19 protein-coding genes, 2 tRNA genes and 1 pseudogene are annotated in these 26,706 nt (G+C 60.8%); 6 read left to right on the top strand and 16 right to left on the bottom strand.

What is annotated here, in order from left to right:
• Positions 1-10: 10 nt before the first annotated feature.
• The 4 genes from acpA to CRO59_RS02675 form a co-directional block, all read right to left on the bottom strand.
• Entirely contained in the window at positions 11-1,705 is a 1,695-nt protein-coding gene (acpA, locus tag CRO59_RS02690) for an acid phosphatase (RefSeq protein ID WP_097086267.1), read from the bottom strand.
• 173 nt (positions 1,706-1,878) lie between these two features.
• On the bottom strand, positions 1,879-3,600 hold the full coding sequence (locus CRO59_RS02685) for a J domain-containing protein (protein WP_097086266.1): 1,722 nt from the start codon (positions 3,598-3,600) through the stop codon (positions 1,879-1,881).
• A gap of 12 nt (positions 3,601-3,612) precedes the next feature.
• Positions 3,613-5,310, bottom strand: coding sequence for a molecular chaperone HscC (locus CRO59_RS02680; RefSeq protein ID WP_097086264.1), 1,698 nt, complete (start codon positions 5,308-5,310; stop codon positions 3,613-3,615).
• A gap of 198 nt (positions 5,311-5,508) precedes the next feature.
• Positions 5,509-6,927: a short-chain fatty acid transporter gene (locus tag CRO59_RS02675; protein ID WP_003228189.1), complete on the bottom strand. Its 1,419-nt coding sequence runs from the start codon at positions 6,925-6,927 to the stop codon at positions 5,509-5,511.
• A 349-nt stretch (positions 6,928-7,276) separates the two neighbouring features.
• On the opposite strand from CRO59_RS02675, the gene CRO59_RS02670 reads away from it, so the two are divergent.
• Positions 7,277-8,590: an MFS transporter gene (locus CRO59_RS02670; RefSeq protein WP_097086294.1), complete on the top strand. Its 1,314-nt coding sequence runs from the start codon at positions 7,277-7,279 to the stop codon at positions 8,588-8,590.
• A 6-nt stretch (positions 8,591-8,596) separates the two neighbouring features.
• Here CRO59_RS02670 and CRO59_RS02665 read toward each other — a convergent pair whose 3' ends face one another.
• Positions 8,597-9,967 carry a gluconate:H+ symporter gene (locus tag CRO59_RS02665; protein ID WP_097086262.1) on the bottom strand — a complete coding sequence of 457 codons (1,371 nt, stop codon included), beginning with the start codon at positions 9,965-9,967 and terminating at the stop codon, positions 8,597-8,599.
• A 191-nt stretch (positions 9,968-10,158) separates the two neighbouring features.
• On the opposite strand from CRO59_RS02665, the pseudogene CRO59_RS29185 reads away from it, so the two are divergent.
• The 3 genes and pseudogenes from CRO59_RS29185 to CRO59_RS02655 all read left to right on the top strand — a co-directional run.
• Positions 10,159-10,983, top strand: a pseudogene (locus CRO59_RS29185) (PAS domain-containing protein); the annotation flags it as partial.
• Positions 10,963-11,523 (top strand): methyl-accepting chemotaxis protein, encoded by a 561-nt coding sequence (locus tag CRO59_RS29180; protein ID WP_371917798.1) that lies wholly within the window; start codon positions 10,963-10,965, stop codon positions 11,521-11,523. The pseudogene CRO59_RS29185 and the gene CRO59_RS29180, both read left to right, overlap by 21 nt.
• 153 nt (positions 11,524-11,676) lie before the next feature.
• Positions 11,677-12,276, top strand: coding sequence for a flavin reductase family protein (locus CRO59_RS02655; protein WP_097086259.1), 600 nt, complete (start codon positions 11,677-11,679; stop codon positions 12,274-12,276).
• Between the two features lie 90 nt (positions 12,277-12,366).
• Here the strand turns inward: CRO59_RS02655 and ggt are convergent, their stop codons facing one another.
• The gene (ggt, locus tag CRO59_RS02650) at positions 12,367-14,199 is read right to left on the bottom strand and encodes a gamma-glutamyltransferase (RefSeq protein ID WP_097086258.1); all 1,833 of its coding nucleotides are present in this window, start codon (positions 14,197-14,199) and stop codon (positions 12,367-12,369) included.
• A 270-nt stretch (positions 14,200-14,469) separates the two neighbouring features.
• Between ggt and CRO59_RS02645 the strand changes: the two genes are divergently transcribed.
• A complete protein-coding gene (locus tag CRO59_RS02645) occupies positions 14,470-15,579 on the top strand; it encodes a DUF2817 domain-containing protein (protein ID WP_097086256.1) in 1,110 nt (369 codons plus the stop codon).
• A 109-nt stretch (positions 15,580-15,688) separates the two neighbouring features.
• Here CRO59_RS02645 and CRO59_RS02640 read toward each other — a convergent pair.
• Positions 15,689-15,765, bottom strand: a tRNA-Met gene (locus CRO59_RS02640).
• Between the two features lie 115 nt (positions 15,766-15,880).
• Positions 15,881-17,938 (bottom strand): methyl-accepting chemotaxis protein, encoded by a 2,058-nt coding sequence (locus CRO59_RS02635; protein ID WP_097086254.1) that lies wholly within the window; start codon positions 17,936-17,938, stop codon positions 15,881-15,883.
• 333 nt (positions 17,939-18,271) lie between these two features.
• Here CRO59_RS02635 and CRO59_RS02630 point away from each other — a divergent pair, with 333 nt between their 5' ends.
• Entirely contained in the window at positions 18,272-19,489 is a 1,218-nt protein-coding gene (locus CRO59_RS02630; protein WP_097086253.1) for an MFS transporter, read from the top strand.
• 187 nt (positions 19,490-19,676) lie between these two features.
• Here the strand turns inward: CRO59_RS02630 and ychF are convergent, their stop codons facing one another.
• The 8 genes from ychF to CRO59_RS02590 form a co-directional block, all read right to left on the bottom strand.
• Entirely contained in the window at positions 19,677-20,777 is a 1,101-nt protein-coding gene (gene ychF / locus CRO59_RS02625) for a redox-regulated ATPase YchF (protein ID WP_047599160.1), read from the bottom strand.
• A gap of 22 nt (positions 20,778-20,799) precedes the next feature.
• Positions 20,800-21,384: an aminoacyl-tRNA hydrolase gene (pth, locus tag CRO59_RS02620; RefSeq protein WP_003228164.1), complete on the bottom strand. Its 585-nt coding sequence runs from the start codon at positions 21,382-21,384 to the stop codon at positions 20,800-20,802.
• Between the two features lie 169 nt (positions 21,385-21,553).
• Positions 21,554-22,156 (bottom strand): 50S ribosomal protein L25/general stress protein Ctc, encoded by a 603-nt coding sequence (locus tag CRO59_RS02615; RefSeq protein WP_007967646.1) that lies wholly within the window; start codon positions 22,154-22,156, stop codon positions 21,554-21,556.
• 141 nt (positions 22,157-22,297) lie between these two features.
• The gene (locus CRO59_RS02610) at positions 22,298-23,239 is read right to left on the bottom strand and encodes a ribose-phosphate pyrophosphokinase (RefSeq protein ID WP_003171603.1); all 942 of its coding nucleotides are present in this window, start codon (positions 23,237-23,239) and stop codon (positions 22,298-22,300) included.
• Between the two features lie 45 nt (positions 23,240-23,284).
• Positions 23,285-23,359, bottom strand: a tRNA-Gln gene (locus tag CRO59_RS02605).
• Positions 23,360-23,396: 37 nt separating this feature from the next.
• Positions 23,397-24,248 (bottom strand): 4-(cytidine 5'-diphospho)-2-C-methyl-D-erythritol kinase, encoded by an 852-nt coding sequence (gene ispE / locus CRO59_RS02600; RefSeq protein ID WP_097086251.1) that lies wholly within the window; start codon positions 24,246-24,248, stop codon positions 23,397-23,399.
• 3 nt (positions 24,249-24,251) lie between these two features.
• A complete protein-coding gene (lolB, locus tag CRO59_RS02595) occupies positions 24,252-24,869 on the bottom strand; it encodes a lipoprotein insertase outer membrane protein LolB (protein WP_095136807.1) in 618 nt (205 codons plus the stop codon).
• Between the two features lie 3 nt (positions 24,870-24,872).
• Positions 24,873-26,597, bottom strand: a complete 1,725-nt coding sequence (locus CRO59_RS02590) for a tetratricopeptide repeat protein (RefSeq protein WP_096797286.1) — start codon at positions 26,595-26,597, stop codon at positions 24,873-24,875.
• Positions 26,598-26,706 lie beyond the last annotated feature (109 nt).

Genomic DNA, 26,706 nt, shown 5'->3' with positions numbered 1-26,706 from the left:
GACGGGGTTTTCAGGCCTGAAAATGCAGGGCGTTGGTCAGATCGCCCATCGGTTTCTGGCCACGGGCGATCATTGCCTCATCGCGCTGCTTGAGGCCGTCGAGGGTTTCCAGTTGGAACACTCGGGTGATCAGGCGCAGGATCGACGCCGTGTCGTAAACCGTGTGATCCACCGTGCCTTTGCGGGCGAATGGCGACACCACCAGCGCCGGCACCCGCGACCCCGGGCCCCAGCGATCGCCCTTGGGTGGCGCCACATGATCCCACCAGCCGCCGTTTTCATCGACCGTCACGACCACCACCATGTTTTTCCACTGCGGACTTTCGCGCAGCACCTTCAGGGCGCGGACGATGTGCCGGTCACCGGAGGCGACGTCGGCATAACCGGCGTGCATGTTCAGGTTGCCCTGCGGTTTGTAGAAAGTTACCGCCGGCAGCTTGCCGGCCTCGGCATCGGCGAAGAACTTGTTGGTGCTCGACTCATCGCCCAGACCCGCGTCGCGCAGACGTTTGTTGCGCTCTTGCGGGTTCTCCGGGCCTTGCCGCTTGAAGTAGTTGAACGGCTGGTGGTGGTACTGGAAGTTGGGGATCTTCGGAATCCCGCCCGAGTCCTTGTACTGCTCCAGCGTCGCCTGCCAGGCGCCGGCGTACCAGGCCCAGTCGACATTCTTCTTCGACAGCTTGTCGCCGATGTGCTCGTGGGTCTGCGGCACCATCACATTGGGCAGATCCGGCTTGGAATACGCCGGACGCTCCGGATCGCGAATCCACGTCGGCCAGTACGGCGGGGCGAGGGTGTTGACGCCGAAGCCGTCCGGGGTCAGCGCACTCGGGCCGAACTGCGGCGGGCCGGTCATGGCGCTGGCCGGCGATGCCTCCAGCGGCTTGAGGCGCGGGTCAGTCGGGTCAGCGCTTTGCAGGTCGGCGATCTGTGATTTGGCCACCGAATTGGCCGCATCCGGATAGGACGGCGCGGTGGCGCTGATCAGGTACTGATGATTGAGGAACGAGCCGCCGAAGGCACCCTGGAAGAAGTTGTCGCACAGCACGAATTCCTGCGCCACATCCCACAGGCGCAGCGAGTAGCGGCTCTGGGCGTAGTGCCCCATGGTCAAACCACCGGAGTCGGCCCAGGCGACAAAACCATCGTTCTTGCCGCCATTGATCTGCATCTGGTTCTGATAGAACACGTGCCACAAATCGCGGGTCACCAGCCCGAACGGCAAGTCTTCGCCGTTCGGGCCCTTGAGGGCGAAAGGCGCGTTGGGCAGGTTTTCCTGAAACTGCGTGGCGCTGGGGTAGGTCACGCCATCAAGCGTTTGCGGGCCGATCTGCAGCACGCCACCCCAGACGGGCGGCAGCGTCTGCAACAGGCTGCCGTCGCGGTCACGTTGCTGGTAATCGGCAGGCTTGAGCGCCGACAGCGGCTTTTCGACACCGGGGAAATCACCGAACAGGTTGTTGAAGCTACGGTTCTCGGCGTAGATCACCACCACGGTTTTCACCTGCTCGCGCAGGGCATTGTCCAGCTCGGTCGGGGTCAGCGGGCGCTCGACTGGTTTACCCGGTTGATCGCTGGCGTTGCCGCAGCCGGCCAGGGTCGCGCCCACGCCGAGGACGGCAACACCGCCAAGGAAGCGGCGGCGGCTGGTGTCGGTGGGGTTGTCGGATTCAGGTGCGTCAGTGCCGTCAATCTCGTCTTTCATCTGTCAGCCCGTTCAGCTTAATTGTTTCAGTTTGTTTCGGGCGGACGCTAGCAAGGCAATGTGACAGTTGGGTGACACTTTCAGGTGCAGCAAAACAAATGTGGGAGCGACCAGGTCGGCTCCCACAACGATTCACTCGAATACAACAGGCGCAACGCAAGCTCGCTGCTGTTCTAGCCGGGCATCAGCGAGTGCAAGGAATAGCCGAGTCTGCTGGCCGCCGTTATCGCGGTCATCATCACCAGAAACAGCAGTTGCAGCGGACTGAAGTGCGCCCAGTGCAGCGCGGTCAGCCAGGGGTGGTTATTGCTCAGCTGCGGGTCGAGCGAGCCGATTCGTCGTTTGTGCACCAGTCCGATCAGGATCACGCCCACGTAAGTGAGTGCGCCCAGTGGCCCGAGCAGCAGCGAAAACAGCAGCACCATGACCACCTGCGGTAACCCGTGGCGTATTACCAGCCAGCGGGTGTCAGGGTTCCATCGGCGCGGAATCAGCCCTTCGGTGAGCCAAAGATCCGCAACGATCACGTGAGACGTCAGCACCACCCACCAACTCAGCGCAAAACGAAAAAACCACACCGGCACACACGCTAACACCAGCGGAATGAAGGCCAGGGTTGCCACATCTTTTTGTGGCGAAGCCAGATAGAACAGGAACAGCGCCAAGGCAATGGCCGCCCAGACCCGCACCCAGGTTTCGTCGGCGATGGGCCGTGGCAAAAACCGCCGCCAGTAAAAAACGTCGGCGTAGGGCAGCCGCGCGAGCAACTCCGGGAAGCGCCATTTTAGCTTTTCCGACAGATCGTGGCAGGCCTGCCATTCATTCTGACCAAAGCCGTCGATGATCTTCTTCTGCTGCATCGGTTTGAGCGGGTTGATCAACAGATGCGCTGCCTGCACGTCGGCCGCCCACGTACGATCGCTTTCAGCCTTGGCCCGCAGGTTGTCGTAAAAACTTTCCTGATTGCAGCGTTCGATCAACCTTTCCCAGAGCCAGTCCGGTTGCGGGTGCAGACCTTTGGTGTGATCCCAGCCGAACAATTGGCCGATACGGTCGAACAGCGGCACGCTCCCCTCATGGTCGTTGAGCAGATGCAGCAGATTTTGTTGCCATTGCTCGCGGCGATCGAATACCTGGAGCCACGGCTGGCCGCTGTAGTGTTTGAGCAAGTTGAGGAATTCGCGCTCGCTCTGGCTTTCGAGCAGCGCCTGCAAGGCGTTTCGATAGTCGGACATCAGGCTCTCGGCGAGCATGTCGCGCTGGCGATCATTCATCAGCACTTCTTGCCAGGGGCCCAACCATCCCAACTGCTCGACGGCCCAGTGCAGTACCGGTCCGCGCAATTGTGGATGCTCAAAACATAATTGCAGCAACAGCCTTTCGAATGCCTTGGCGCAGCCTTGTTGTTGCGCCTGCTCCCAGCGCTCGCCGAGGTTGTCTGGCGATAGATCTTCAAGCAATCGCCATGCGGCCTGCGCTTCAAGACTCTGCGCGTCCGCCGCCAGCGGCTCGACACGCAGGGCGTCGTCCTTCGATGGCGGCACAAACGGCTCCGGGGCTGCCGGACTGACGGGCGAAACCTCCAGAGCGGCGAAATCCCACGCCTGGTTTTGCGCCTGGCTGGAGCTGTTGGCCAGGGCATTATCGAGCGCCAGTGCAGCAAAGGCGCTGGACGCCGTGGCGACAGCGACGTCGGCGTCCTGCTCGTCTTCCTGTTCGGCGTTTTCCAGGCGCCATTGGGCAATCGCCAGCGCGCGTTCGTAGGCTTCGCGCAAGCGCTGGAAGCCTTCGGGATCTTCATCGGGCCTGAAGGTTTTCAGCAGGCGTGCATAGCTGCGCTTGATATCGCGGACGTCAGCGTCATCGGGCAAATGCAGGAAGGACCAGCAATCCATGTCAGCGCTCCCTTATTGCCACGGCGTGCGATCAAGTTCGCTCAGGTGCCTGCTCAGCTCGGTGCGCACTTCACGAATCTGGCGCTCGTCCTGCGAGTCGAGCGCGATCTGGAATTGCTTGGCCCAATGGCCAATCTGATCGCGCAGGTCGCCCAGGCTTTCCTGGTAGAGGCGTTCGAGACGGGCACTGAGCAGCGTGTTGACCTGTTGCTCGCGCGGGTGAATCTTGAGCTGAGCGAGGTTCTGCAAGCGTTGCTGAATCTCTTCAGGCGTGAGCACGCCGGGGTTGTTTTCGATGACCAGCGAATGTTGTTGCCCGGTCAGCGGAATATTCACCTGGGCCTCCAGCAGGCCGTTGTTGTCATAGGTGAAACGCACATCGAGGGACACTTCGCCGGCCTTGCGTTTCGGCACCTTGATCGCCAGTTCGCCAAGCGCGACGTTGTCTTTGACCAGACGGCTTTCGCCCTGGAAAATCCGCACAACCACCTGCTCCTGATTGTCCTGCAAGGTGTACACGGTCTTGACCCGGCTGACCGGGACGATGCTGTTGCGCTCGATGATGGGCAGGTAGTGACCGGCCTCATAATTGCGGCCAATCTGGGTCGAAGTTTCGATGCCCAGGGTGTAGGAGCAGACGTCGGTCAGCACCACTTCTTCAAGTGCGGCCGAGCGGGCCTTGAGTGCTGCCTGAATGGCTGCGCCTTGCGCCACCACCTGATCCGGATCGAGGGTGATCGACGGAAAACGGCCGAACAATCCGGCGGCAAGTTTGCGCACCAGCGGCATCCGGGTAGTACCGCCGACCAGCAGAATCTCATCAAGGTCGCTGACCCGGATGCGTGCGTCGCGCAGAGCCCGTTCGATCGGCGCGCGCAGGCGCTCGAGCAGTGGCATGTAAAGCGTCGCCAATTCTTGCTGGGTGATGGTGTGGGTCCAGTGGCGGTCACCCAGTTGCAGCCGGAACTCGGCGCTGCTGTCCTGACCCAGAGCCTTGCGCACACGCTCAGCCTCGCGGCGCAGGGGCTGGATGACGCTGTTGCGGTCAGGGAAGTCGGCGACTGAGCGGTGCTGGTCGATAAAGTGTTCCAGCAGCACGCTGTCGAAGTCTTCGCCACCGAGGAAGTTGTCGCCGGCGCTGGCGCGGACCTCCATCACCCCTTCGAACAACTCCAGAATCGACACGTCGAACGTGCCACCCCCGAGGTCGAACACCAGGAACGAGGTTTCCTTGTCGCGTTGGTGCAGCCCATAAGCGAGAGCGGCGGCGGTCGGTTCGTTGATCAGCTTCTCGACTTTCAGCCCGGCCAGCTCGCCGGCGATCCGCGTGGCTTTGCGCTGGGCGTCGCTGAAGTAGGCCGGGACGCTGATCACCGCTTCAGTGACGGTTTCGCCATAAGCCCGTTCGACGTCTTCTTTCAGACTTTTCAGCACCAGCGCGGACAGCTCTTCCGGACGAAACGCCTTGTCGGCCAGATAGACTTCCGTGGCGCTGCCCATGTGACGCTTGAACAGCGACGCCGTCAGGTGCGGATGAGTGTGCAGACGCTCGCGCGCAGCCTGGCCGACCAGAATCCGGCCCTGATCATCCAGCCCCACCACGCTCGGTGTCAGGAACTGACCGAGGGCATTGGGCACCAATTCGGAGGATTCGCCACGCCAGACGGCGACGAGACTGTTGGTGGTTCCCAGGTCAATCCCTACGATCATTGCAACAACTCCCTTGGCGCTTGGCAAAAAAATGAAACATATTTTCGGCGCGCAAGGATATTACCGAGGCGGTAATGCGGTAAAGGACGATGATGGCGCTGAGCCATTATTTGCGACAGAAAGCCATGTCGGCGTCGACACGGCGCTGTCAGGAAGGGAAGGCGGGGCGTCGACCGATTGACCGCGCCCCGCACTGATTCAAGGAATAACCGGCGGCGTATACGCCAATGTCGTCCCCAGCACCCACAGCAAGAACAGCACCAGCGGCGTGTGCACCAGCAATTGCACGAACGAGAAGCCGATCAGGTCGCGCGCCTTCAGACCGAGCACGCCCAGCAGCGGCAGCATGTAGAACGGGTTGATCAGGTTCGGCAGGGCCTCGGCGGCGTTGTAGATCTGTACCGCCCAGCCGAGGTGGTATTGCAGATCGTTGGCGACTTGCATCACGTACGGCGCTTCGATGATCCACTTGCCTCCGCCGGACGGGATGAAGAAACCGAGAATCGCCGAGTACACGCCCATCAACAGCGCATAGGTGTCGTGGGAGGCGATGCTGACGAAGAAGGTCGAGATGTGATGCGCCAGCGTCTGCGCATCGGCACCTTTGACCGTGGTCAGCAGCGCGGCGATCGAGCCGTACAGCGGGAACTGGATCAGTACGCCGGTGGTGGTCGGCACCGCGCGGGCCACCGCATCGAGGAAGCTGCGCGGGCGCCAGTGCAGCAGGGCGCCGAGCATGATGAACAGGAAGTTATAGGTGTTGAGCCCGGAAATCGCGGTGATCGCCGGTTTGCTCGAGAACTCGTGGAACAGCCAACCGGCCGCCAGCAACACCAGCAGAATGATCAGCAGCGGACTGTGCTCCAGCCATTCGCCGGGCCGGGTACGCGGTTGCAGCGGTGGCAGGTTGAACGCCGGGTCGATGCCACAATCCTTGGCGTCGCGCGCAGAGTTCGGGCCGGGCGCGGTGGCGTAGGCAACGATGATCGAAATCACGATCAGCGCCAGCAGCATGGCGCCGGATTGCCAGAGGAAGATGGTTTGGGTGAACGGAATCACCCCGGTGATCGACAGGATCGCTGGCGGCAGGCTCGCCGGGTTGGCCTGCAACTGCGCCGCCGATGAGGACAGGCCCAGCGCCCAGACCGCGCCGAGGCCCAGATACGCCGCCGCACCGGCCGCGCGGTAATCCATTTTCAGATCGGTGCGGCGGGCGAGGGCGCGCACCAGCAAACCACCGAACACCAGCGACAGGCCCCAGTTCAACAGCGAGGCGACCATCGAGATCAGCGCGACCCAGGCCACGGCGGAGCGGCCGTTTTTCGGGATGCGTGCCAGTTTGTCGATCAGTTTGACGGCGGGTGGCGAGCTGGCGACCACATACCCGCCAATCACCACGAAGGCCATTTGCATGGTGAACGGGATCAGGCTCCAGAACCCGTCACCGAACGCCATCGCGGCATCGGTGGGTTTGGCGCCCATGGCCAAAGTGGCCAGCGCGACAATGATCACCGCCAGTGCGGCGAATACCCAGGAGTCGGGGAACCAGCGTTCGGCAAAGCTTGAACAGCGCAAGGCAAAGCGCGCGGAGCGGCTATCTTCGATATCAACGGCCACAGGGAGTACCTCGGATTTTTATGGTTATTGTGGGTCTGCAGGAACGGTCGCCCATCTCGACAACACAGAGATCCCTGTGGGAGCGAGCCTGCTCGCGAAGAGGTCGGCACATTCAACATCGAAGTTGGCTGGGCTGACGCCTTCGCGAGCAGGCTCGCTCCCACACGGGGTTCGCTCCGGTCAGTCGGCGTTGGCCAGGTTCCTCCGGACAGGCTTAAACAGTAAATCAAGCCAGGCTGTTTTGTGAGCAGGTTTTGCCAAACCGGGACTATGGTCTAACGGGTTGTCCCCAGGCGGATTTGCGTAGACCATGGGCGCCTTGGTTTTTTGCCTGCCAGAGTTCTTTGCCATGACTGCCCAATCCACAGCGCGACCGGCGCCGTTCAGCCGCTCCGACTACAAGACCCTCGGTCTTGCGGCCCTCGGCGGGGCGCTGGAGATCTACGATTTCATCATTTTCGTGTTCTTCGCCCTGACCCTCAGCCAGTTGTTCTTCCCGCCGGAAATGCCCGAGTGGCTGCGTCTGCTGCAAAGCTTCGGGATCTTTGTCACCGGTTATCTGGCGCGCCCGCTGGGCGGAATTCTGATGGCGCATTTCGCCGATCGTCTGGGCCGGAAAAAGGTTTTCAGTCTGAGCATCCTGATGATGGCGCTGCCGTGCCTGCTGATCGGGATCATGCCGACGTATGCCCAGATCGGTTATTTCGCGCCGCTGCTGTTGCTGGCGCTGCGCATCCTGCAAGGCGCGGCGGTGGGTGGGGAAGTTCCGAGCGCCTGGGTGTTCGTCGCCGAGCACGCGCCTGCCGGGCATCGCGGTTACGCGCTGGGCTTTTTGCAGGCCGGGTTGACCTTTGGTTACTTGATTGGCGCGCTGACCGCGACTTTCCTTGCACAAGTGTTCACCCCGGCGGAAATCCTTGATTACGCCTGGCGTTATCCGTTCCTGCTCGGTGGTGTGTTCGGCGTGATCGGTGTCTACCTGCGCCGCTGGTTGAGCGAAACCCCGGTGTTCATGGCCATGGAAGCCCAGCGTGAAGCGCGGGTCGAACTGCCGTTGCGCACGGTGCTGCGCGAACATCGTCTGGCGATGTTGCCGGCGATGCTGCTGACCTGTGTGCTGACGTCGGCGGTGGTGGTGTTCGTGGTCATCACCCCGACCATGATGCAGAAAACCTTCGGCATGACCGCCAGCCACACCTTCGCCCTGAGTGCGTTGGGCATCGTCTTTCTCAACATCGGTTGTGTGATTGCCGGATTGCTGGTCGATCGCATCGGTGCCTGGCGCACGGTCCTGCTTTATAGCCTGCTGCTGCCGTTGGGCATTGGTGTGCTTTATAGCTGTCTGATCATGGGCGGCAATTGGGTCGGGCTGGCGTATGCCGTCGCCGGCCTGGGCTGCGGTGTGGTCGGCGCGGTGCCATCGGTGATGGTCGGATTGTTTCCGGCGCGGATTCGCGTGTCGGGCATCTCCTTCACCTACAACATTGCCTACGCCGCGTGGGCGAGTATCACACCGCTGTTGCTGATCGGTCTGATGCCGTGGAGTCCGTGGATCTGCGTGATGTTCTGTGCGGTGATGGGCGCAGTCGGCATTGTCAGCGCGGCGTATTTCGGTTCGCGCATGAGCAGTGTCGGGCGCCAAGCCGTGGCGCCCTGTTCCTGACGAGTGTCAGGTCAGCCAGTGCCACCACAGCAACGTCCCCACCAGTCCCACCACCGAGACAATGGTTTGCAGGATCGACCAGACCCAGATCGTCTGTTTGAGTTGCAAGCCAAAGTATTCGCGAACCATCCAGAAGCCGGCGTCATTCACGTGGCAGAAGAACACGGAGCCGGCGCCAATCGTCAGCGCCACCAGTGAGCTTTGCGTCGCGGCGAGCCCCGCCATCATCGGCGCCAGAATCCCCGCCGTCGTCGTGGTCGCGACTGTCGCCGAACCCGTAGCCTGACGCAGTGCCACGGCAATCAGCCAAGCCAGCAGCAGGTAGGGCATGTGCGCACCCTCGGCGACTTTGCTGATGGTCTGGCTGACGCCGGCATCCAGCAAGGTCTGCTTCAAGCCGCCGCCAGCGCCGATGGTCAGAAGCAACACGGCAATTGGCGCGAGGCTTTTACGCAGGGTGCCGCCGACCTGTTCGCGCGGCATGCCGTTGGCCCAGCCGAGGCAGATCACCGCCGCCATCACCGCAATGCCCAGCGCCACCAACGGTTCGCCGAGGAACTTCAGGGTCAGGGCCACGCTGCTTTCGGGGGGCATCGCGACTTTGGCCAGGGTGCTGCCGAGCATCAGCAGCACCGGCAACAGAATGATCAGCAGCGACAGGCCGAAACTCGGCTGGCGCGGCGCTTTCGGCGGGGCGCTGAACAGTGCGCCGAGCTCTGCCGGCTCATCGACGTGCATGCGTTTCGACAGCCAGTTGCCGTACAGCGGCCCCGCCAGAATCACCGCCGGAATCGCGATGCTGAAGCCCAGCAACATGGTCAACCCAAGGTCGGCGTGCAACGCACTGACCGCGATCAGCGGCCCGGGATGCGGCGGCATCAGGGCATGCAGGGTGGTCATCCCGGCCAGCGCCGGAATGGCGATTTTCAACAATGGCTGACCCGAGCGACGGGCCATGACGAAGATGATCGGCACCATCATCACCAGCCCCACTTCGAAGAACAGCGGCAGGCCGATCACCATCGCCACCAACGCCATGACCCACGGCAGGGACTTGCCTTTGCCCAGCCCGAGCAGCGTCGAGGCGATACGGTCGGCAGCGCCGGACTCGGCCATCAGTGCGCCAAGCATCGAACCCAGGGCAATGATGATCCCCGCTTCTCCGAGAATCGCCCCGGCGCCTTTGCTGAACGCCTTCGCTACATCCTCTGGCGGCAAACCTGCGCCGACACCGGCAATAAAAGTGCCGATCAGGATCGAGAGAAAAGGTGGAAGTTTGGTGGCGCTGATCAACACGATGATCGTCGCAATCGCCAGCAGGCAGCAAAGAATCAGGCGGGTGTCATGCATCATCCAGGCAGCGGTCGATAAATCCAAAACGGCACTCCTTATCGGGCGGTTACCTGCAACATGTTGTTGCAATTTGACCTGAGAATACCTGAAGTGGCCGGGCCAGAGCGGTGGCTTTTGTAACGGCTCAGTGGAGTGATCTATAGGAGTAAAAGCCCGGCGGGATTATTTTTGACTGGCCGGTCTCAAACGCTCTTCAGAAAAGTTTTCCAAGGCCGATGGTTAAGCTGCATCCCGCTTTCTACCCTGCCTATCGGTACTTTCCCATGTTCAACAAACGCCTCAAGCAAGAGCTGGCTACGCTTCGTGAAGAACTCTCCAGCCTGCTGCAAGTGAAGGAAAGCCTGGAAAGCGAGATGCTGGTGCTGACCCTGGAACCCGATGGCCGGATTCAGTCGGTCAATCAGAACTTCCTTGGCGAGATGCTCTACAAGAGCCAGGATCTGGTGGGGCGCGCCATTGAAGATATCGTTCCGGCGCACGTGAAGGCCGACGACTTTCATCACCGTTTCAAGGCCGCACTGACCCGTGGCGAGCATTTCGCTGGCGCAGTGCGCCTGCTGCGCGGTAACGGCGAAGAGGCGTGGCTGCGCTCCATCGTGCAGCCGGTGCGCTCTTCGGACGGGCGGATCAAGCATTTCTCGATCTTCTCCAGCGACCTGACCCGCACCATCGAAGCCTCCCGCGAACACGAAAACCTGATCGGTGCCTTGGTGCGTTCGACGGCGGTGATCGAGTTCGACCTCAATGGCAACGTGCTCAATGCCAACGAGCGCTTTCTGCAGGGCATGGGTTACAACCTGGCGCAGATCAAAGGCAAACATCACCGGATGTTCTGCACCCCTGAGGAATACAACAGCGCCGAATACCAGAATTTCTGGCGTCGCCTGAACAACGGCGAGTTTGTCGCCAACCGCTTCAAGCGCGTCGACAGCCACGGTCGTACGGTGTGGCTGGAGGCGTCCTACAACCCGGTGGTCGATGCCAACAACAAACTGTACAAAGTGGTGAAGTTCGCCACGGTGATCACCGATCAGGTCAACCGCGAACAAGCGGTTGCCGACGCGGCCAGCATTGCCTACAGCACTTCGCAGCAAACCGACAGCACTGCGCAACGGGGCACCACGGTGGTCACCGAGGCGGTGAATGTGATGCGCGATCTGTCGCGCCACATGCAGGCGGCCGGTGAGGGCATCGAAGCCCTGAACGAGCAGTCACAGGTGATCGGTACCATCGTCAAAACCATCAGCGGCATTGCCGAACAGACCAACCTGCTGGCGCTCAACGCTGCCATTGAGGCGGCTCGCGCTGGTGAACAGGGGCGAGGTTTTGCGGTGGTGGCCGACGAAGTGCGGCAACTGGCCTCGCGCACGAGTCAGGCGACCGAAGAGATCGTCACTGTGGTGCGGCAGAACCAGGAAATGGCACGCAACGCCGTGGCCCTGATGACCGATGGCAAGCTGCAGGCCGAGCAGGGCCTGGCGCTGGCGGCGGAGGCGGGCACGGTGATCGTCGAGATCCAGGACGGCGCGCAGAAAGTGGTGGATGCGGTCGGCCAGTTTGCCAATCAACTCTCTAACTGACCTGTACTAAACCCTGTAGGAGTGAGCCTGCTCGCGATATCGGTCTGACATTCAACATCCATGTTGATTGAACTACTGCGATCGCGAGCAGGCTCACTCCTACAGTTGAAGGTGGCGCTACAATCTGTTCCTTTTTCCCCGGAGCAGATCCCCATGAGTGCTTCCCACCGCCGCCCGGTGCCCCTGAACAAAGCCTACCGTCTGCTCAATCACGGGCCGACCGTGCTGGTCAGCGCTGCCCATGACGGCCAGCGCAACATCATGGCCGCCGCTTGGGCGATGCCGCTGGATTTCGAACCGCCGAAAGTCGCCGTCGTCCTCGACAAGTCCACCTGGACCCGCCAGTTGCTCGAAGCCTCCGGCACTTTTGTGCTCAACGTGCCGTGCGTCAATCAGGCTGACATCGTGCAAACCGTCGGCAATACCTCGGGTCTGGAAATCCAGCAGAATCAGGGGCAAGACAAGTTTCAGGCTTATGGCCTGCAAACCTTCGCTGGTGAAACCGTCGAGGCGCCTCTGCTCGAAGGCTGCGTGGCCTGGCTCGAATGCCGCTTGCTGCCGGAGCCGCGCAACCACGAGCAGTACGACCTGTTCCTCGCCGAAGTCATCGCCGCTCAGGCGGATGAACGGGTGTTCAGCGATGGGCGTTGGCATTTCGACGGGCACGACGGTTTGCGCACGCTGCACCACGTGGCCGGCGGGCATTTCCTGACGATTGGCGATGCGGTGGACGGTAAAATCCTGCCGGTTTGATTAGCTAGCCTCTTGCGGCAGAGGAGCACAATTTATAAGGCACAAAAAAGGCTTACCTCGCGGTAAGCCTTTTGTTTTTCCTGCGTAACCTCAATCCCCCAACGCTTCCCCCTCACGCCGTGGATCCGCGCCACCTTCCAGCGAGGCTTTCCCTTGCGCATCCTTGACCCGCACGATCGCCTGGGTGCCGCTGGTCATGTCGATTTCATTCACAACATGTCCCTTGTCCTTCAACGCCTGAATCAACGCCGGGCTGAACTGGCCTTGTTCCAGTTCGGTCGGGCCGTTGCGGCTGCCGAAGTTGGGCAGGCTGATGGCGCTTTGCGGGTCGAGGTTCCAGTCGAGCAGGCCGACGGTGGTCTTGGCCACGTATTCGATGATCTGCGAACCGCCCGGCGAGCCGACGCTGGCGAGGAATTCGCCGCTGTTGCGGTCAAAGATCAGCGTCGGCGCCATCGACGAGCGTGGGCGTTTGCCGGGTTCGACGCGGTTGGCGACTTTCTGCCCGTGCTCTTCGGGGATGAACGAGAAGTCGGTCATCTGGTTGTTCAGCAAAAAGCCCTGCACCATCAGGTGCGAGCCGAACGCCGCTTCGATGGTGGTGGTCATCGACACCGCGCCGCCCAGATCATCCACGGCAACGACTTGCGAGGTGGAGATGCGCAGCGGCGAGCGATCCGGCGCGTAGGCCACCTGCACGCCCGGCGGTGTGCCCGGTTGGGCGCTGCCCATGCTGCGTTCGCCGATCAGGCTGGCGCGGCTGGCCAGATAACCCGGATCGACCAGACCTTTGACCGGCACCGGAACGAAATCGGTGTCGGCGACGTATTGCGCGCGGTCGGCGTAGGCCAGGCGTTCGGCTTCGGCGATCAGGTGCACGGCTTGGGGATCGGGTTCGATACCGGCCGGTTTGTTGGTTTTCACAGGTTTGAGCGGTGTCAGCGACAGATGCGGGTCGCGGCTTTCCAGCGCCTGCAAGGTGCCGAGAATCTGCGCCACGGCGATCCCGCCCGACGACGGCGGCGGCATGCCGCAGACCTGCCAGCGTTTATAGTCGGTGCACAGCGGCGCGCGCTCCTTGGCCTGATAGTGCTGAAGATCATTCAGCGACAGGCTGCCGGGGTTGGCGTGGCCCTGCACTTTGGCGACGATCTCTTCGGCAATCGGGCCTTTGTACAGCGCGTCCGGGCCTTCGTTGGCGATGCGCTTGAGCACGGCGGCCAATGCCGGGTTTTGCAGACGGGTGCCGACGGCTTTGACGCTGCCGTCGCGGTTGAGGAAGTAGGCGGCCATGTCCGGCGATTTACGGATTACCGGGTCGGATTCCAGCAGCGAATGCAGGCGCGGTGAAATCGCAAAGCCCTGCTCGGCGAGTTTGATCGCCGGTTCGAACAGCGTGGCCCACGGCAGGCGACCGTGTTGTTTGTGTGCCATTTCCAGCGCACGCAGCACGCCCGGAGTGCCCACCGAGCGCCCGCCGATCTGCGCCTGCGGGAATGGCATCGGTTTGCCGTCGGCCTGCAGGAACAGCTTCTCGCTGGCACCCGCCGGGGCGGTTTCGCGTCCGTCGTAGGTGCGCACCTGTTTGCCGTCCCACAACACAATCATCGCGCCGCCACCGATCCCGGAGGATTGCGGTTCTACCAGAGTCAGCACTGCTTGCATGGCAATCGCCGCGTCGATGGCCGAACCACCCTTGCGCAGCATCTCGCGACCGGCCTCGGCGGCCAGCGGATTGGCGGCAGCGGCCATATGTTGACTGGCGTGGCGAGTCTGCAGATCGGTGCGGTAACCGGAAGCGGCCTCCGGCGCCAGCGGCAAGGTCGAGGAGGGCGGGGCGTTGCACGCGGTGAGGGTCAGGGCGCTGATGATCAGCGTCAGGGCAGGCAGGCGAAAGCGGCTCAGGGGCAGGGCTGGAAACACGTGGGGCTCTCCGTCCGTGGGGTGAAAGGTCTGACGGACTTTATCGACCGCTCGGTCGCGACGCAAACCGGTGGGCATTTTTGTCTTTCTTTTTCGGGCGGATGTTCGCTAGGGTCAAACTCAATAGAACGACCGCAAATATCCCCCTGTAGGAGTGAGCCTGCTCGCGATGGCGTCATAACATTCAACATCCAAGTTGACTGACCCACCGCTATCGCGAGCAGGCTCACTCCTACAAAGGTCAAGCCATAAAAAACACAAGAGGCCGATATGCACAGCGAGTTTCCCACCGAGTCCAGTTACCGCGATCAACGTGAACGGTTTCTTGCCGCCGCCAACGCCGCTGGCGCCACGCTCACTTCGTATGCGCACCCGCGTTGCGGCCCCTTTGGCGAGCCCCTGAGCACCGATGTCGCGGTGCTCGGTAATCCGCAGGCAAAGCGCCGGCTGGTGGCGCTCAGCGGCACTCACGGAGTCGAGGGCTATTACGGCTCGGATTGCCAGATCGACTGGCTGAAGACTTTCGTGCCGGGCTCGCTGCCTAAGGATGTCGCGGTAGTGATGATTCACCTGATCAACCCGTGGGGCACCGCGTGGCTGCGGCGGGTCAACGAAGACAATATCGACCTCAACCGCAATCACCTGGATTTCGCAGGATCGCTACCGGACAACCGCGCCTACGCCACGCTGCACGAGATCTACGCCTGCACCGAGTTGCACGGCCCCGAGCGTAAGCGCACCGACGCTTTGCTCGACGCACAGATTGCCGAACACGGCTGGCCGGCGGTGATGTCGATTGTCGAGGGCGGTCAGCATAGCCATCCCGATGGACTGTTCTATGGCGGCCGCGCGCCGAGTTGGTCTAATCGCACGTTGCATCAGATCATCGACGCGCATCTGGCAGGCGCGCAAACCGTGATGTGTTTCGACCTGCACACCGGCGCCGGCGAATACGGTCATCCGATGTTGCTGACCATCACCCAGGCGCCTTATCCGGCGTTGGCGCAAGCACAGTCGATCTACGGCCCATGGTTGTACACCTTGCACACCGGCGCCGAAACGTTGAGCGAAACCGGTGTCGCAGCGACGGCTACCGGCTACACCTCACAGGCATTGCTCAATGCGTTGCCGGGCGTGCAACTGATGCCGTTCGTGATCGAATGCGGAACCTATCCGGGCCCGGAGGTGCATCGTTATTTGCGCGATGATCACTGGCTGCATCTGCATGGCGATCCGCTGGATGCGACGGGGCGGGCGATCAAGTTGAAACTGCTGGAGCAGTTCTATCCGGCCGATCCGGATTGGCGGGCGATGGTCGGGTTGCGTACTCGGCAGATCTGGGCGAAGGGGCTGATGGCCCTGTCGGCAGAGCAGACCTGAATAGGTCAGGATTGGCATTGTGGTGAGGGATTTATCTCCTCACCACAGAGGGCGGTTTTCTCGAGGCATAAAAAAACGGCCTACCTTTCGGTAAGCCGTTTTTAGTACTTGGTGGCTACACAGGGACTTGAACCCCGGACCCCAGCATTATGAATGCTATGCTCTAACCAACTGAGCTATGTAGCCAAGTGGCGCGCATTATTCCCCTGAAATGGAAAAGCGTCAAGCGTAAATTTAAAATATTTCTTCTTATTTTCAACCGCTTATCCTCCGACCCCGGAAATCGGGGGCGGGCAGGGCGTCAACGCAGCTGGAATCTCGCGGTATTGGCGCTCAACGCATGGCTGCCTTGGCTCAGCGTGTCCGCTGCGAGGTTCACCGCCCGCGCACCTTCAAGCAAACGCATCGCCGCCTGATCGACCTGCTGGATATTGCCGCTGACTTCATCGGCGGTGCTCGCCTGTTCCTCAACGGCGGTGGCGATCTGCGCCAAGGTGTCAGTGACACTTTGCACCGCGCTGGCGATTTCACCAAGACGTTCACCAAGACCGGTCACGGCTTCAGCATCCGATTGTGCCTGGCCGCACGCGGCCTCCATCAGGCTCACCGCTTCGTTGACCGTGGCGCGCAAGCTGTCGACGGTGCCGGCAATCTGCGCGGTCGATGACTGGGTGCGCTGCGACAGGCTGCGCACTTCATCGGCGACCACGGCAAAGCCGCGTCCCTGTTCGCCGGCGCGTGCCGCCTCGATCGCAGCGTTGAGCGCCAGCAGGTTGGTCTGCTCGGCGACGCCACGGATGGTGTCGACCACCAGTTGAATCTGCTGGCCCTGCTCACTGACTCGACCGAGTGCGGCGGCAGTTTCGTTGAGGCGTTGGTTAAGTTGCTGAATGCTCGCCGTGGTGCGCTGGCTGTCGCGGCTGCTGTCCGCGGCGATGCGCCGGGTGTACTGGGCGCTGCCGGAAGCCTGTTCGCAACTCTGCGCCACACCTTGCGAAGTGGCGGCCAGTTGCGTGGCAGCGGCGGCGATCTGGCTGATCTGCAATTGCTGCGCCTCGACTTCGCTCAGCGCGCCGCTGGAATGATCGTTGAGGCTGCGCACCGCGTGGCTCAGTTGTGAGGTTTCGTGATCGACCCCGAGCATGCTCGCGCGCAGTTGCACCACCGCGACGTTGAGCGCGGTGCTGATCGCCGCCAGCTCATCGCGGCCCACCACCGGCACTTGCAGGCTGAGATTGCCGTCACGCAGGGCCTCGGCCAGCAGGGTAATGCCGCTGGCGCTGCGGCGTATCGAAGCCTGCAGGCAGACGAACAGGTACAGCGCCGCCAGCAACAGGCAACCGAACACGGCGGCGACCACGATGAACTGACGAATCGCCGACGCGTGGTAGGCGTCCAGGCGCTGATCCAGCGACAGCAGCGATTGCTGGCGCAACGACGCAAGATCGCTCAGCAGGGCGTCGAGGCTGCGTTCGAAATCTTCGGGTTTGAGGGTAATGCTGCCGCCGAACACGCCGTCATCCAGCACCTTCAGCCCAGCGTCCAGACGCTTGAGGCTGTCGTGGTATTGACCGGCCCAGGTTTGCAGATCGCTCGGCATGCGCGCTTCGAGCAGGCCTGCCGTTTTGACAAGCTGCTCGCGGGCGTCGCCGATGCGGCCGCGCAGGTCGCGTAGCTGCAAGCGACTTTGCAGGGTGAATTGTCCCGAGACCACCGAAGCCTGGCCGACGGCGGCGAGTCGACCCACGCGCTCGATCAGATCCGGTGCATGCTGGGTCGAGATCTGCGTCAGCAGATAGGTTTCCAGCCATGGCGCCAGCGTCAGGCGGTTGTCCATGACGATTTGCTCGCGCAAGGCTTGCAGGGCGCTCAGAGCATTGGTGAAACGGTCGTAACCGTCCGGCCACCAGCCGACGCCGCTCAGGCTTTTCGAATCCAGACCAGCGAGCGCGGTTTGCAGGGCTTGATAACGGGCGAGGGTTTCGCCTTCGGCACCTTCATTTTTCAGCGCGTTGCCCAAATCACTGGTGGCTTGCTGGACGGCTGGTTGCACCGCGTCGAACGTAGCCATGGCGGCGAGGGTCGCCGGGGTTGGCTGGCGATTGGTTTCGGTGGCGCGCCAGCGAGCAGCGCGGTCACGCTGGGCGGCGAGCAGGTTGTCCAGCGCATCGAGGCTGAGCAACTGGCGCACGCCGGCACGCTCGCCGGAAATCAGGTTGAGCTTGTCGCGATAGTCCTGGCCGATCATCAACAGGCTGCCGGCCAACGGCAGAATGAACAGCAGAAACAACAGCTGGAATTTACGTGCGAAGCCAAACCGCCCCAGCAATTTGATCCCCGGTGAAAGGAAAGCCTGCATGCCTCATGACTCCTCTGGACACCACGCACCATTGGCGTGCATCACGGTCGTGCGACCTGGATGTCGTGCCCTGCTAAAAGGCCTCGAAAGTTCACTCTCGCCCGCTCTGTAGGCCGGCTCTGTAGCGAAACTTCCCATTCTCGGAGGCCTTTGTAAGGCCGCCGCGTTCGAGGGGAGAAGCAAGGCAAGATTCAGACCATGGCGTTGCGCTATCACTTCGCGTGCGACGGTCAGTCAGTTAGTTAGCTGGCTAAGGGGATGGCGCTGGCGCACCGAAAAATGGCACATTGACGCACCTGCCTGCGTGCACCCATCTGCTGTACGGAAACTTTCATGGCTATCAGCAACGCTCAGACCGCCGCTGCCTCGGCGTCCGCTCCTCCCCAAAGCAGCCCGTTGGTGATGCGTATCATCGGCGCGGTGGCGCTGGCGCATTTGATCAACGACCTGATTCAGTCGGTGCTGCCGTCGATCTATCCGATGCTCAAAGCCAACTATGGCTTGAGCTTCACCCAGGTCGGCCTGATCACGCTGACCTTCCAATTGACCGCGTCGCTGTTGCAGCCGTGGGTCGGTTATCACACTGACCGCCATCCGAAACCGTGGCTGTTGCCGGCAGGTTCGATCTGCACGCTGATTGGCATCGTGATGATGTCGGTGGTCGGCAGTTTTCCATTGATTCTGTTGGCGGCGGCGCTGATCGGTATCGGCTCCTCGACCTTTCATCCCGAGGCTTCGCGGATCGCGCGGTTGGCCTCGGGCGGACGCTTTGGTCTGGCGCAATCGACCTTCCAGGTCGGTGGTAACGCCGGTTCTGCGTTCGGCCCGTTGCTGGCGGCAGCGATCATCATTCCGTTCGGTCAGGGCAACGTGGCGTGGTTCGGTCTGTTCGCGGTGTTTGCGCTGTTCGTGCTGTATCGCATCAGCCGCTGGTACGCCCATCACCTGAACCTGTTCAAGCTCAAGGCCGGGCAGGCGGCGACTCACGGGTTGTCGAAGGGCAGGGTGATCAGTGCGCTGGTGGTGTTGGGGCTGTTGGTGTTTTCCAAGTATTTCTACATGGCCAGCCTCACCAGCTATTTCACCTTTTACCTGATCGAGAAGTTCGACCTGTCGGTGGCCAGTTCACAGCTGCACCTGTTCCTGTTTCTCGGCGCGGTGGCGGCGGGGACGTTCTTTGGCGGGCCGATCGGCGACAAGATCGGGCGAAAGGCGGTGATCTGGTTTTCGATCCTCGGCGTGGCGCCGTTCACGTTGCTAATGCCGCACGTCGATCTGTTCTGGACCACTGTCCTCAGCGTGGTGATCGGCTTCATTCTCGCCTCGGCGTTCTCGGCGATTGTGGTTTACGCGCAGGAACTGGTGCCGGGCAATGTCGGGATGATCGCCGGGGTGTTCTTCGGCTTGATGTTTGGTTTCGGCGGGATTGGTGCGGCGCTGCTGGGGCATCTGGCGGATGTGCACGGGATCGAGTACGTGTATTTCCTGTGCTCTTTTTTGCCGTTGTTTGGCGTGCTGGCGATCTTCCTGCCGCGCACCAAAAAAACCTGACCTACACAATTCCAACGGTGGGAGCGGGCTTGCTCGCGAATGCGGTATATCAGTCGATATTAATATGGCTGACCCACCGCCTTCGCGAGCAAGCCCGCTCCCACAGGGGGATTGGTGGTGTTGCAAACAAATCTGTAAGGCACAAAAAAGCCGCGTATCAAACGCGGCTTTTTCTTGGGCGTGTCGCTTACACGTTGAAGCGGAAGTGCATCACGTCGCCGTCTTTGACGATGTAGTCCTTGCCTTCCAGGCGCCATTTACCGGCTTCCTTGGTACCGGCTTCGCCCTTGTACTGGATGAAGTCGTTGTAGGCGATGACTTCGGCGCGGATGAAGCCTTTTTCGAAGTCGGTGTGGATCACGCCAGCAGCTTGTGGTGCGGTGGCACCGACGCGGACGGTCCAGGCGCGGACTTCTTCGACACCGGCGGTGAAGTAGGTCTGCAGGTGCAGCATTTCGTAGCCGGCGCGGATCACGCGGTTCAGGCCAGGCTCTTCCAGGCCCAGAGCCTCGAGGAACATGTCTTTCTCTTCGCCGTCATCGAGCTCGGCGATTTCCGCTTCGATCTTGTTGCACACCGGAACAACCATGGCGCCTTCTTCTTCGGCGATGGCCTTGACCACGTCCAGGTGCGGGTTGTTCTCGAAACCGTCTTCAGCGACGTTGGCGATGTACATGACCGGTTTGGTGGTCAGCAGGTGGAAGCCCTTGATCACCGACTTTTCGTCAGCACTCATGTTCTTCATCAGGCTGCGCGCAGGCTTGGCCTCGGTGAAGTGCGCGATCAGTTGCTCAAGCAGAGCTTTCTGAACCACGGCGTCCTTGTCACCACCCTTGGCGTTGCGCGCGACTTTCTGCAGTTGCTTCTCGCAGCTGTCGAGGTCGGCGAAGATCAGTTCCAGGTCGATGATTTCGATGTCGCGCTTCGGATCGACGCTGTTGGAAACGTGGATCACGTTGTCGTCTTCGAAGCAGCGCACCACGTGAGCGATGGCGTCGGTTTCGCGGATGTTGGCCAGGAACTTGTTGCCCAGACCTTCACCTTTCGAGGCGCCGGCCACCAGGCCTGCGATGTCGACAAATTCCATGGTGGTCGGCAGGATGCGCTTCGGATTGACGATGGCCGCCAGGGCTTCCAGACGTGGGTCCGGCATCGGCACGATGCCGCTGTTCGGCTCGATGGTGCAGAAGGGGAAGTTCTCGGCCGCGATACCGGATTTGGTCAGGGCGTTGAACAGGGTGGACTTGCCGACGTTAGGCAGGCCGACGATGCCGCAATTGAATCCCATGGTGTTTCCCCTCGGATTAGAGTCAGGCCTTCTGGCTGTGCAGGTTTTTCATCGCGCGGTTCCATTCACCGGCGAGGATATCCGGCAGCACGCCGAGGGCAAAGTCGATGCTGGCATCGAGTTTTTCCTGTTCGGCGCGTGGCGCACGACCCAGGACGAAATTTGAAACCATACTGGCGACGCCCGGGTGGCCGATGCCAAGCCGCAGGCGGTAGAAAGTATTCTGATTGCCCAGTTGCGCGATGATGTCGCGCAACCCGTTGTGACCGCCATGGCCGCCGCCCTGCTTGAGCTTGGCGACGCCCGGAGGCAGGTCGAGTTCGTCGTGCGCCACCAGGATTTCTTCAGGCTTGATGCGGAAGAAACCGGCGAGTGCCGCCACGGCCTGGCCGCTGCGGTTCATGTAGGTGGTGGGAATCAGCAGACGAACATCCTGACCCTGATGCGAGTAGCGCCCGGTCAGGCCGAAATATTTGCGATCGGCCACAAGGTTCACACCTTGCGCGGCGGCGATACGCTCAACAAAAAGGGCCCCTGCGTTATGCCGGGTCTGTTCGTATTCAGCGCCTGGATTACCCAGGCCAACGATCAGTTTGATGGCAGTCACGATAGGGGCCCTTCCTTGGAGTGGTGGTTAACATCGCCGCGATCAGTGAAGGCGGCGAAAGTGGACGAAAATTGCTCATTTACCATGAATGTAAACTCCGCGTTCTCGCCCGCTTTCTCGCTACGTTCCAGTCCGCGATGTTTCACTCACTCCGACGAACAGAGTGAAATTACTCTGCTGCGCCTTCTTCGGTAGCTTCTGGAGCAACACGTGGAGCGTGGACGTTGGCTACTGCCTTGTCATCGCCGTGTGCCAGAGCAACGAACTCGACACCTTTAGGAGCTTTGAGGTCCGACAGGTGAACGATGGTGCCGATTTCAGCGTTAGCCAGGTCGACTTCGATGAACTCAGGCAGGTCTTTTGGCAGGCAGGAAACTTCGATCTCGGCAACAACGTGCGAGATTTCGCCGCCTTTCTTCACTGGAGCAGCTTCGTTGATGAAGTGCACAGGAACGATAGCGGTCAGTTTCTGGCCAGCTACAACGCGTACGAAGTCAGCGTGCATCACGTGGCCTTTGGCCGGGTGACGTTGCAGGGCTTTGATGACGACGTTTTGTTTCTTGCCACCAACGTTCAGCTCGATGATGTGGCTGTAAGCCGCTTCGTTTTCGAGCAGTTTGGCAACTTCTTTGGCCAGCATGCTGATGGATTCAGGGGCTTTGTCGCCACCGTAAACAACAGCTGGAACCAGAGCGGCGAGACGACGCAGGCGGCGGCTCGCACCTTTCCCCAGGTCGGAACGCACTTCAGCATTCAGAGTAAAATCGTTCATTTTGTATCTCCAAAATAGCCATGACCGAGTGGCGTTTGCGACCAGCGCCAAACACGGTATGGGCAAAAAAGCCCCGCCCCGACAGGAATGCCGGGGCGGGGCGCTTTTCGTCAACGAGACATTTCGAGAAGGGCAGGGCCCTTAACGGAACATCGCGCTGATCGATTCTTCATTGCTGATGCGGCGAACCGCTTCGGCAACAACCGGTGCGATATCCAGTTGACGGATACGTGCACAGGCTTGTGCTGCAGCGGACAGCGGGATGGTGTTAGTCACCACCAGCTCGTCCAGCACGGAATTTTCGATATTCTCGATGGCCCGACCCGACAGCACAGGGTGTGTGCAGTAGGCAAAGACCTTGGCTGCGCCATGCTCTTTCAGGGCCTTGGCCGCGTGGCACAGAGTGCCGGCGGTATCGACCATGTCATCGACCAGAATGCAGGTACGCCCTTCGACATCACCGATGATATGCATCACTTCAGAGTGATTGGCTTTCTCACGGCGTTTGTCGATGATCCCGAGATCCACGCCCAGGGATTTGGCAACAGCCCGTGCACGCACGACGCCACCAATGTCCGGGGACACGATCATCAGGTTTTCGAAGCGCTGATCTTCAATGTCATCCACCAGAACCGGGGAGCCGTAGATGTTATCTACCGGAATATCGAAGAAACCCTGAATCTGGTCAGCATGCAGATCAACCGTGAGAACACGGTCGATGCCGACTACGGTAAGCATGTCAGCAACGACTTTCGCGCTGATAGCCACACGTGCGGAACGCGGACGGCGATCCTGACGGGCATAACCAAAATAAGGAATAACAGCAGTAATACGAGTAGCCGAGGAGCGGCGGAAGGCATCAGCCATCACTACCAGTTCCATCAGGTTATCGTTGGTCGGAGCGCAAGTCGGCTGAATAATGAAAACGTCTTTACCGCGAACGTTTTCATTGATCTCGGCAGTAATTTCGCCGTCGGAGAATTTACCGACAGAGATGTCACCGAGAGGGATATGCAGCTGACGTACAACACGCCGAGCCAGATCGGGGTTAGCGTTCCCCGTAAAGACCATCATCTTGGACACGCGCAGTACCTAGAGGCTGAGGGTAACCTGGATGAGTATAGAAAATGGCAGGGGCGGCTGGATTCGAACCAACGCATGGCAGGATCAAAACCTGCTGCCTTACCGCTTGGCGACGCCCCTGTATCTGTTGCTTCAAGTGCCTGGCACTTGATTCCTTTTAGAGCAGACTTTGCAGCTTGCGATGCAACATCGAAACGTTGCTTCCTTTCGCTACAAACCCTGTAAGGGTCTCTGTCAGAAGGGCCGAGACTTTATCAGCTTCAGCTTTGCTTGGGAAGCCCCCAAACACACAACTTCCAGTTCCGGTGAGTTTTGCTTCGGTAAATTTACCTAACAAATCCAATGCGTTACGTACTTCTGGATAACGCCTTGCAACCACCGGCAAGCAGTCATTTCGACTGTTTCCCTCGGGAACGGGGCGCACTTTAATGGGCGGCGTGTTACGTGTCAACAAAGGATCGGAAAAAATTTCTGCCGTACTTACAGAGACTTGCGGCACAAGCACCAGATACCACGGTTCTTCGGGGTCGACCGGGGTCAGTTTCTCGCCCACGCCTTCGGCAAATGCCGCGTGACCACGGACGAAAACCGGCACGTCGGCGCCGAGCGACAGGCCCAATGCCGCGAGGCGATCTTCATCCCAGCCCAATTGCCACAAGTGATTGAGGCCGAGCAGGGTGGTCGCGGCATTCGAGCTGCCGCCACCGATTCCGCCGCCCATGGGCAGCACCTTGTCGATCCAGATGTCGATGCCGAGTGTGCAGCCGGACTGTTGCTGCAGCATTTTCGCCGCGCGCACGATCAGGTTGCTGTCGTGGGGCACGCCAGCGAATTCGGTGTGCAGATGAATCAAACCGTCATCGCGCACGGCGAAGGTGATTTCGTCGCCGTAATCGACAAACTGAAACAGCGTCTGCAATTCGTGGTAGCCGTCCGCGCGGCGCCCGAGAATGTGCAGCATCAGGTTGAGCTTGGCCGGCGACGGCAGCGTCAGGCGTGGAGCGGTCATGCTTTATTGCCCCAATTTACGCGGTTGCCAGGTCTTGATCACCAGCGTCACGTCCAGATCGGTGCCATGCAGCTTGATCCGCTCGGGCAGCCAGTAACCGTTTTGCTCGGCGTAGCTGAGGTACTCGACCTTCCAGCCGTCCTGTTCCAGATTGGCCAGGCGACTGTCGTTATCGAGGGTCAGACGGCTTTTGCTGCTGGGGGCCGGCAGGCCACGGACCCACCAGGCCAGATTGGAGACCGGCAGCTTCCAGCCGAGTTGCTCTTCGAGCAGCGCTTCCGGCGACTCGGAGTCATAGCGGCCCTGATTGGCGACTTCCAGCGAAACCTTGCCCGGGCGCCCGGTCAGACGTGCCGCGCCACGACCCAGCGGGCCGGACAGGCGAATGTCGTAGTAGTCCTGGCGTTGCAGCCAGAACAGCGTGCCGCTGCCGGAATCTTTCGGTGCGCGAATGCCGATCTTGCCGTCGATCTGCCAGCCGTCGAGGCCGGTCAGCTGTTGTTTGTTCGCGGCCCACTGAGCCGGACTGCCGTGGCCCTCGACCGATTCGCGAGCGCCGAAGCCCGCGCAACCGGCGAGCAGGGCGATGAAGCTGAAAACAATAACGTGGCGCAAAAACATGAGTTAAAGAGTCTCGGATCCGGTCAGGCGCTTGATGGTGCTGCGCAGGATGGTGCTGTCGGGCTGATCTTTGAGGTACTTGCCCCAGACTTGCTTGGCCTCGCGCTGATTGCCCTTGACCCACAGAACTTCGCCCAGGTGCGCGGCGACTTCGTGGTCCGGGAAACGCTCGAGCGCCTGACGCAGATATTTCTCGGCGTCGTCCAGATTGCCCATGCGGAAATTCACCCAGCCGAGGCTGTCGAGTACCGCCGGGTCTTCCGGATTGATCTGGTGCGCCTGTTCGATCAGGGCCTTGGCTTCAGCGTAGCGGGTGGTGCGATCGGACAGGGTGTAGCCCAGCGCATTGAGCGCCATGGCGTTGTCCGGGTCGCGCTTGATGATCAGGCGCAGGTCTTTTTCCATCTGTGCCAGATCATTGCGTTTTTCCGCGAGCATGGCCCGGGTGTAGAGCAGATTCAGATCGTCCGGGTATTGCTGCAAGGCTTTATCCAGCGTTTTCCAGGCCTTGTCGTCCTGTTTGTTGGCCGACAGGGTTTCGGATTCGATCAGATACAGCTGGATCGCGTAATCCGGCTGGGCATCACGCTCAGCGGCCAGTTTGCTCTGGGCTTCAGCGGTCTTGCCGTTGTTCATCAGAATATCGGCCTGACGCAGTTGCGCCGGCAGATAGTCGTTGCCCGGGCCGACCTGCGCGTATTCGATCAGCGCGCCTTGCGGGTCATTGCGTTCTTCAGCGATGCGACCGAGGTTCAGGTGCGCCGAATCGACATGGCTTTCACGAGCGATCAGGTCTTCCAGATAACCCTTGGCCTCGTCCCAGGCCTTGGCTTCCAGGCACACCAGCGCCAGCGAGTAACGCAGTTCATCGTCTTCGGGGTATTGCTGAACCAGGGTGGAGAACTCGACCTTGGCGTCATCCATCCGGTCCTGTTCAACCAGCGTGCGCGCATAAGTCAGGCGCAGGCGTTTGTCGTCCGGGTATTTCTTGATGCTTTTCCGCAACAGCGGCAGGGCTTCGTCGCCACGATTCATGGTTTGCAGCAGACGCGCGCGCAGCAGGATCGGCGCAATCTCGCCTTCTTCCGGCGGGTTGTCTTCGAGCAGTGTCAGGGCGGCTTTATTGTCGCCGTCCTGTTGCAGCAGCAGGGCCTTGCCGAAAATCAGCTGGCTGTTCTTCGGGTGGCGCTGTAGCAGACGGTCGAAACTTTTCATCAGGCCGTTGCGGGTTTCCTGATCGGTATCGGCGGCCGACAGCGCGAGGAAGTCGAAATGGGTGTCGCCCTTGCCCTGCAGGACTTTCTCCATATAGACCATGGAGTCGTCATAACGCCCGGCGCGGGCCAGCTGTACAGCGGCGGCACGTTGCGCTTCGAGGTCGTCCGGGGCGTTTTTTGCCCAGATCAGTGCGGTGTCCAGCGCAGGCTGGTCGGCACCGAGATATTCGGCGATGCGGAACGCGCGCTCGGAAACCCCCGGGTCCTGAGTATTGATCGCCTGGGTTACGTAGTTGTCCAGGGCAATGTCGAACCGATTGCGCTGGCCGGCGAGTTCGGCGCTCAGCAGGCTGAAAACGGTTTCCTCGCTGAACGAGCTGTAAACCTTGGGTTTTTCAGGCGTGGACGCGGTGTCTTCGACCGGCGGGGTACCGTCCGGCGAAACGGGTGCCATGGCCTGGCAGCCGCTGAGGAAGACAAAAGCAAGGAGCAACGCGGAAGATCTATTCATATAGGAAGAGGACGACTAACCTGCGGTCGGATCATCATGACACAAGCCTTCGGCCAAACATAACCGAGTCTCGAATGTGGCCTTTATAGTGGCCGACAATTGGGACAAT

Origin of the sequence: Pseudomonas sp. LAMO17WK12:I5, from assembly GCF_900215165.1 — a bacterium.
Lineage (GTDB): Bacteria > Pseudomonadota > Gammaproteobacteria > Pseudomonadales > Pseudomonadaceae > Aquipseudomonas > Aquipseudomonas putida_A.
Note: the sequence above shows the minus strand (reverse complement) of the source record. Positions and strands in the feature narration are given on the sequence as shown.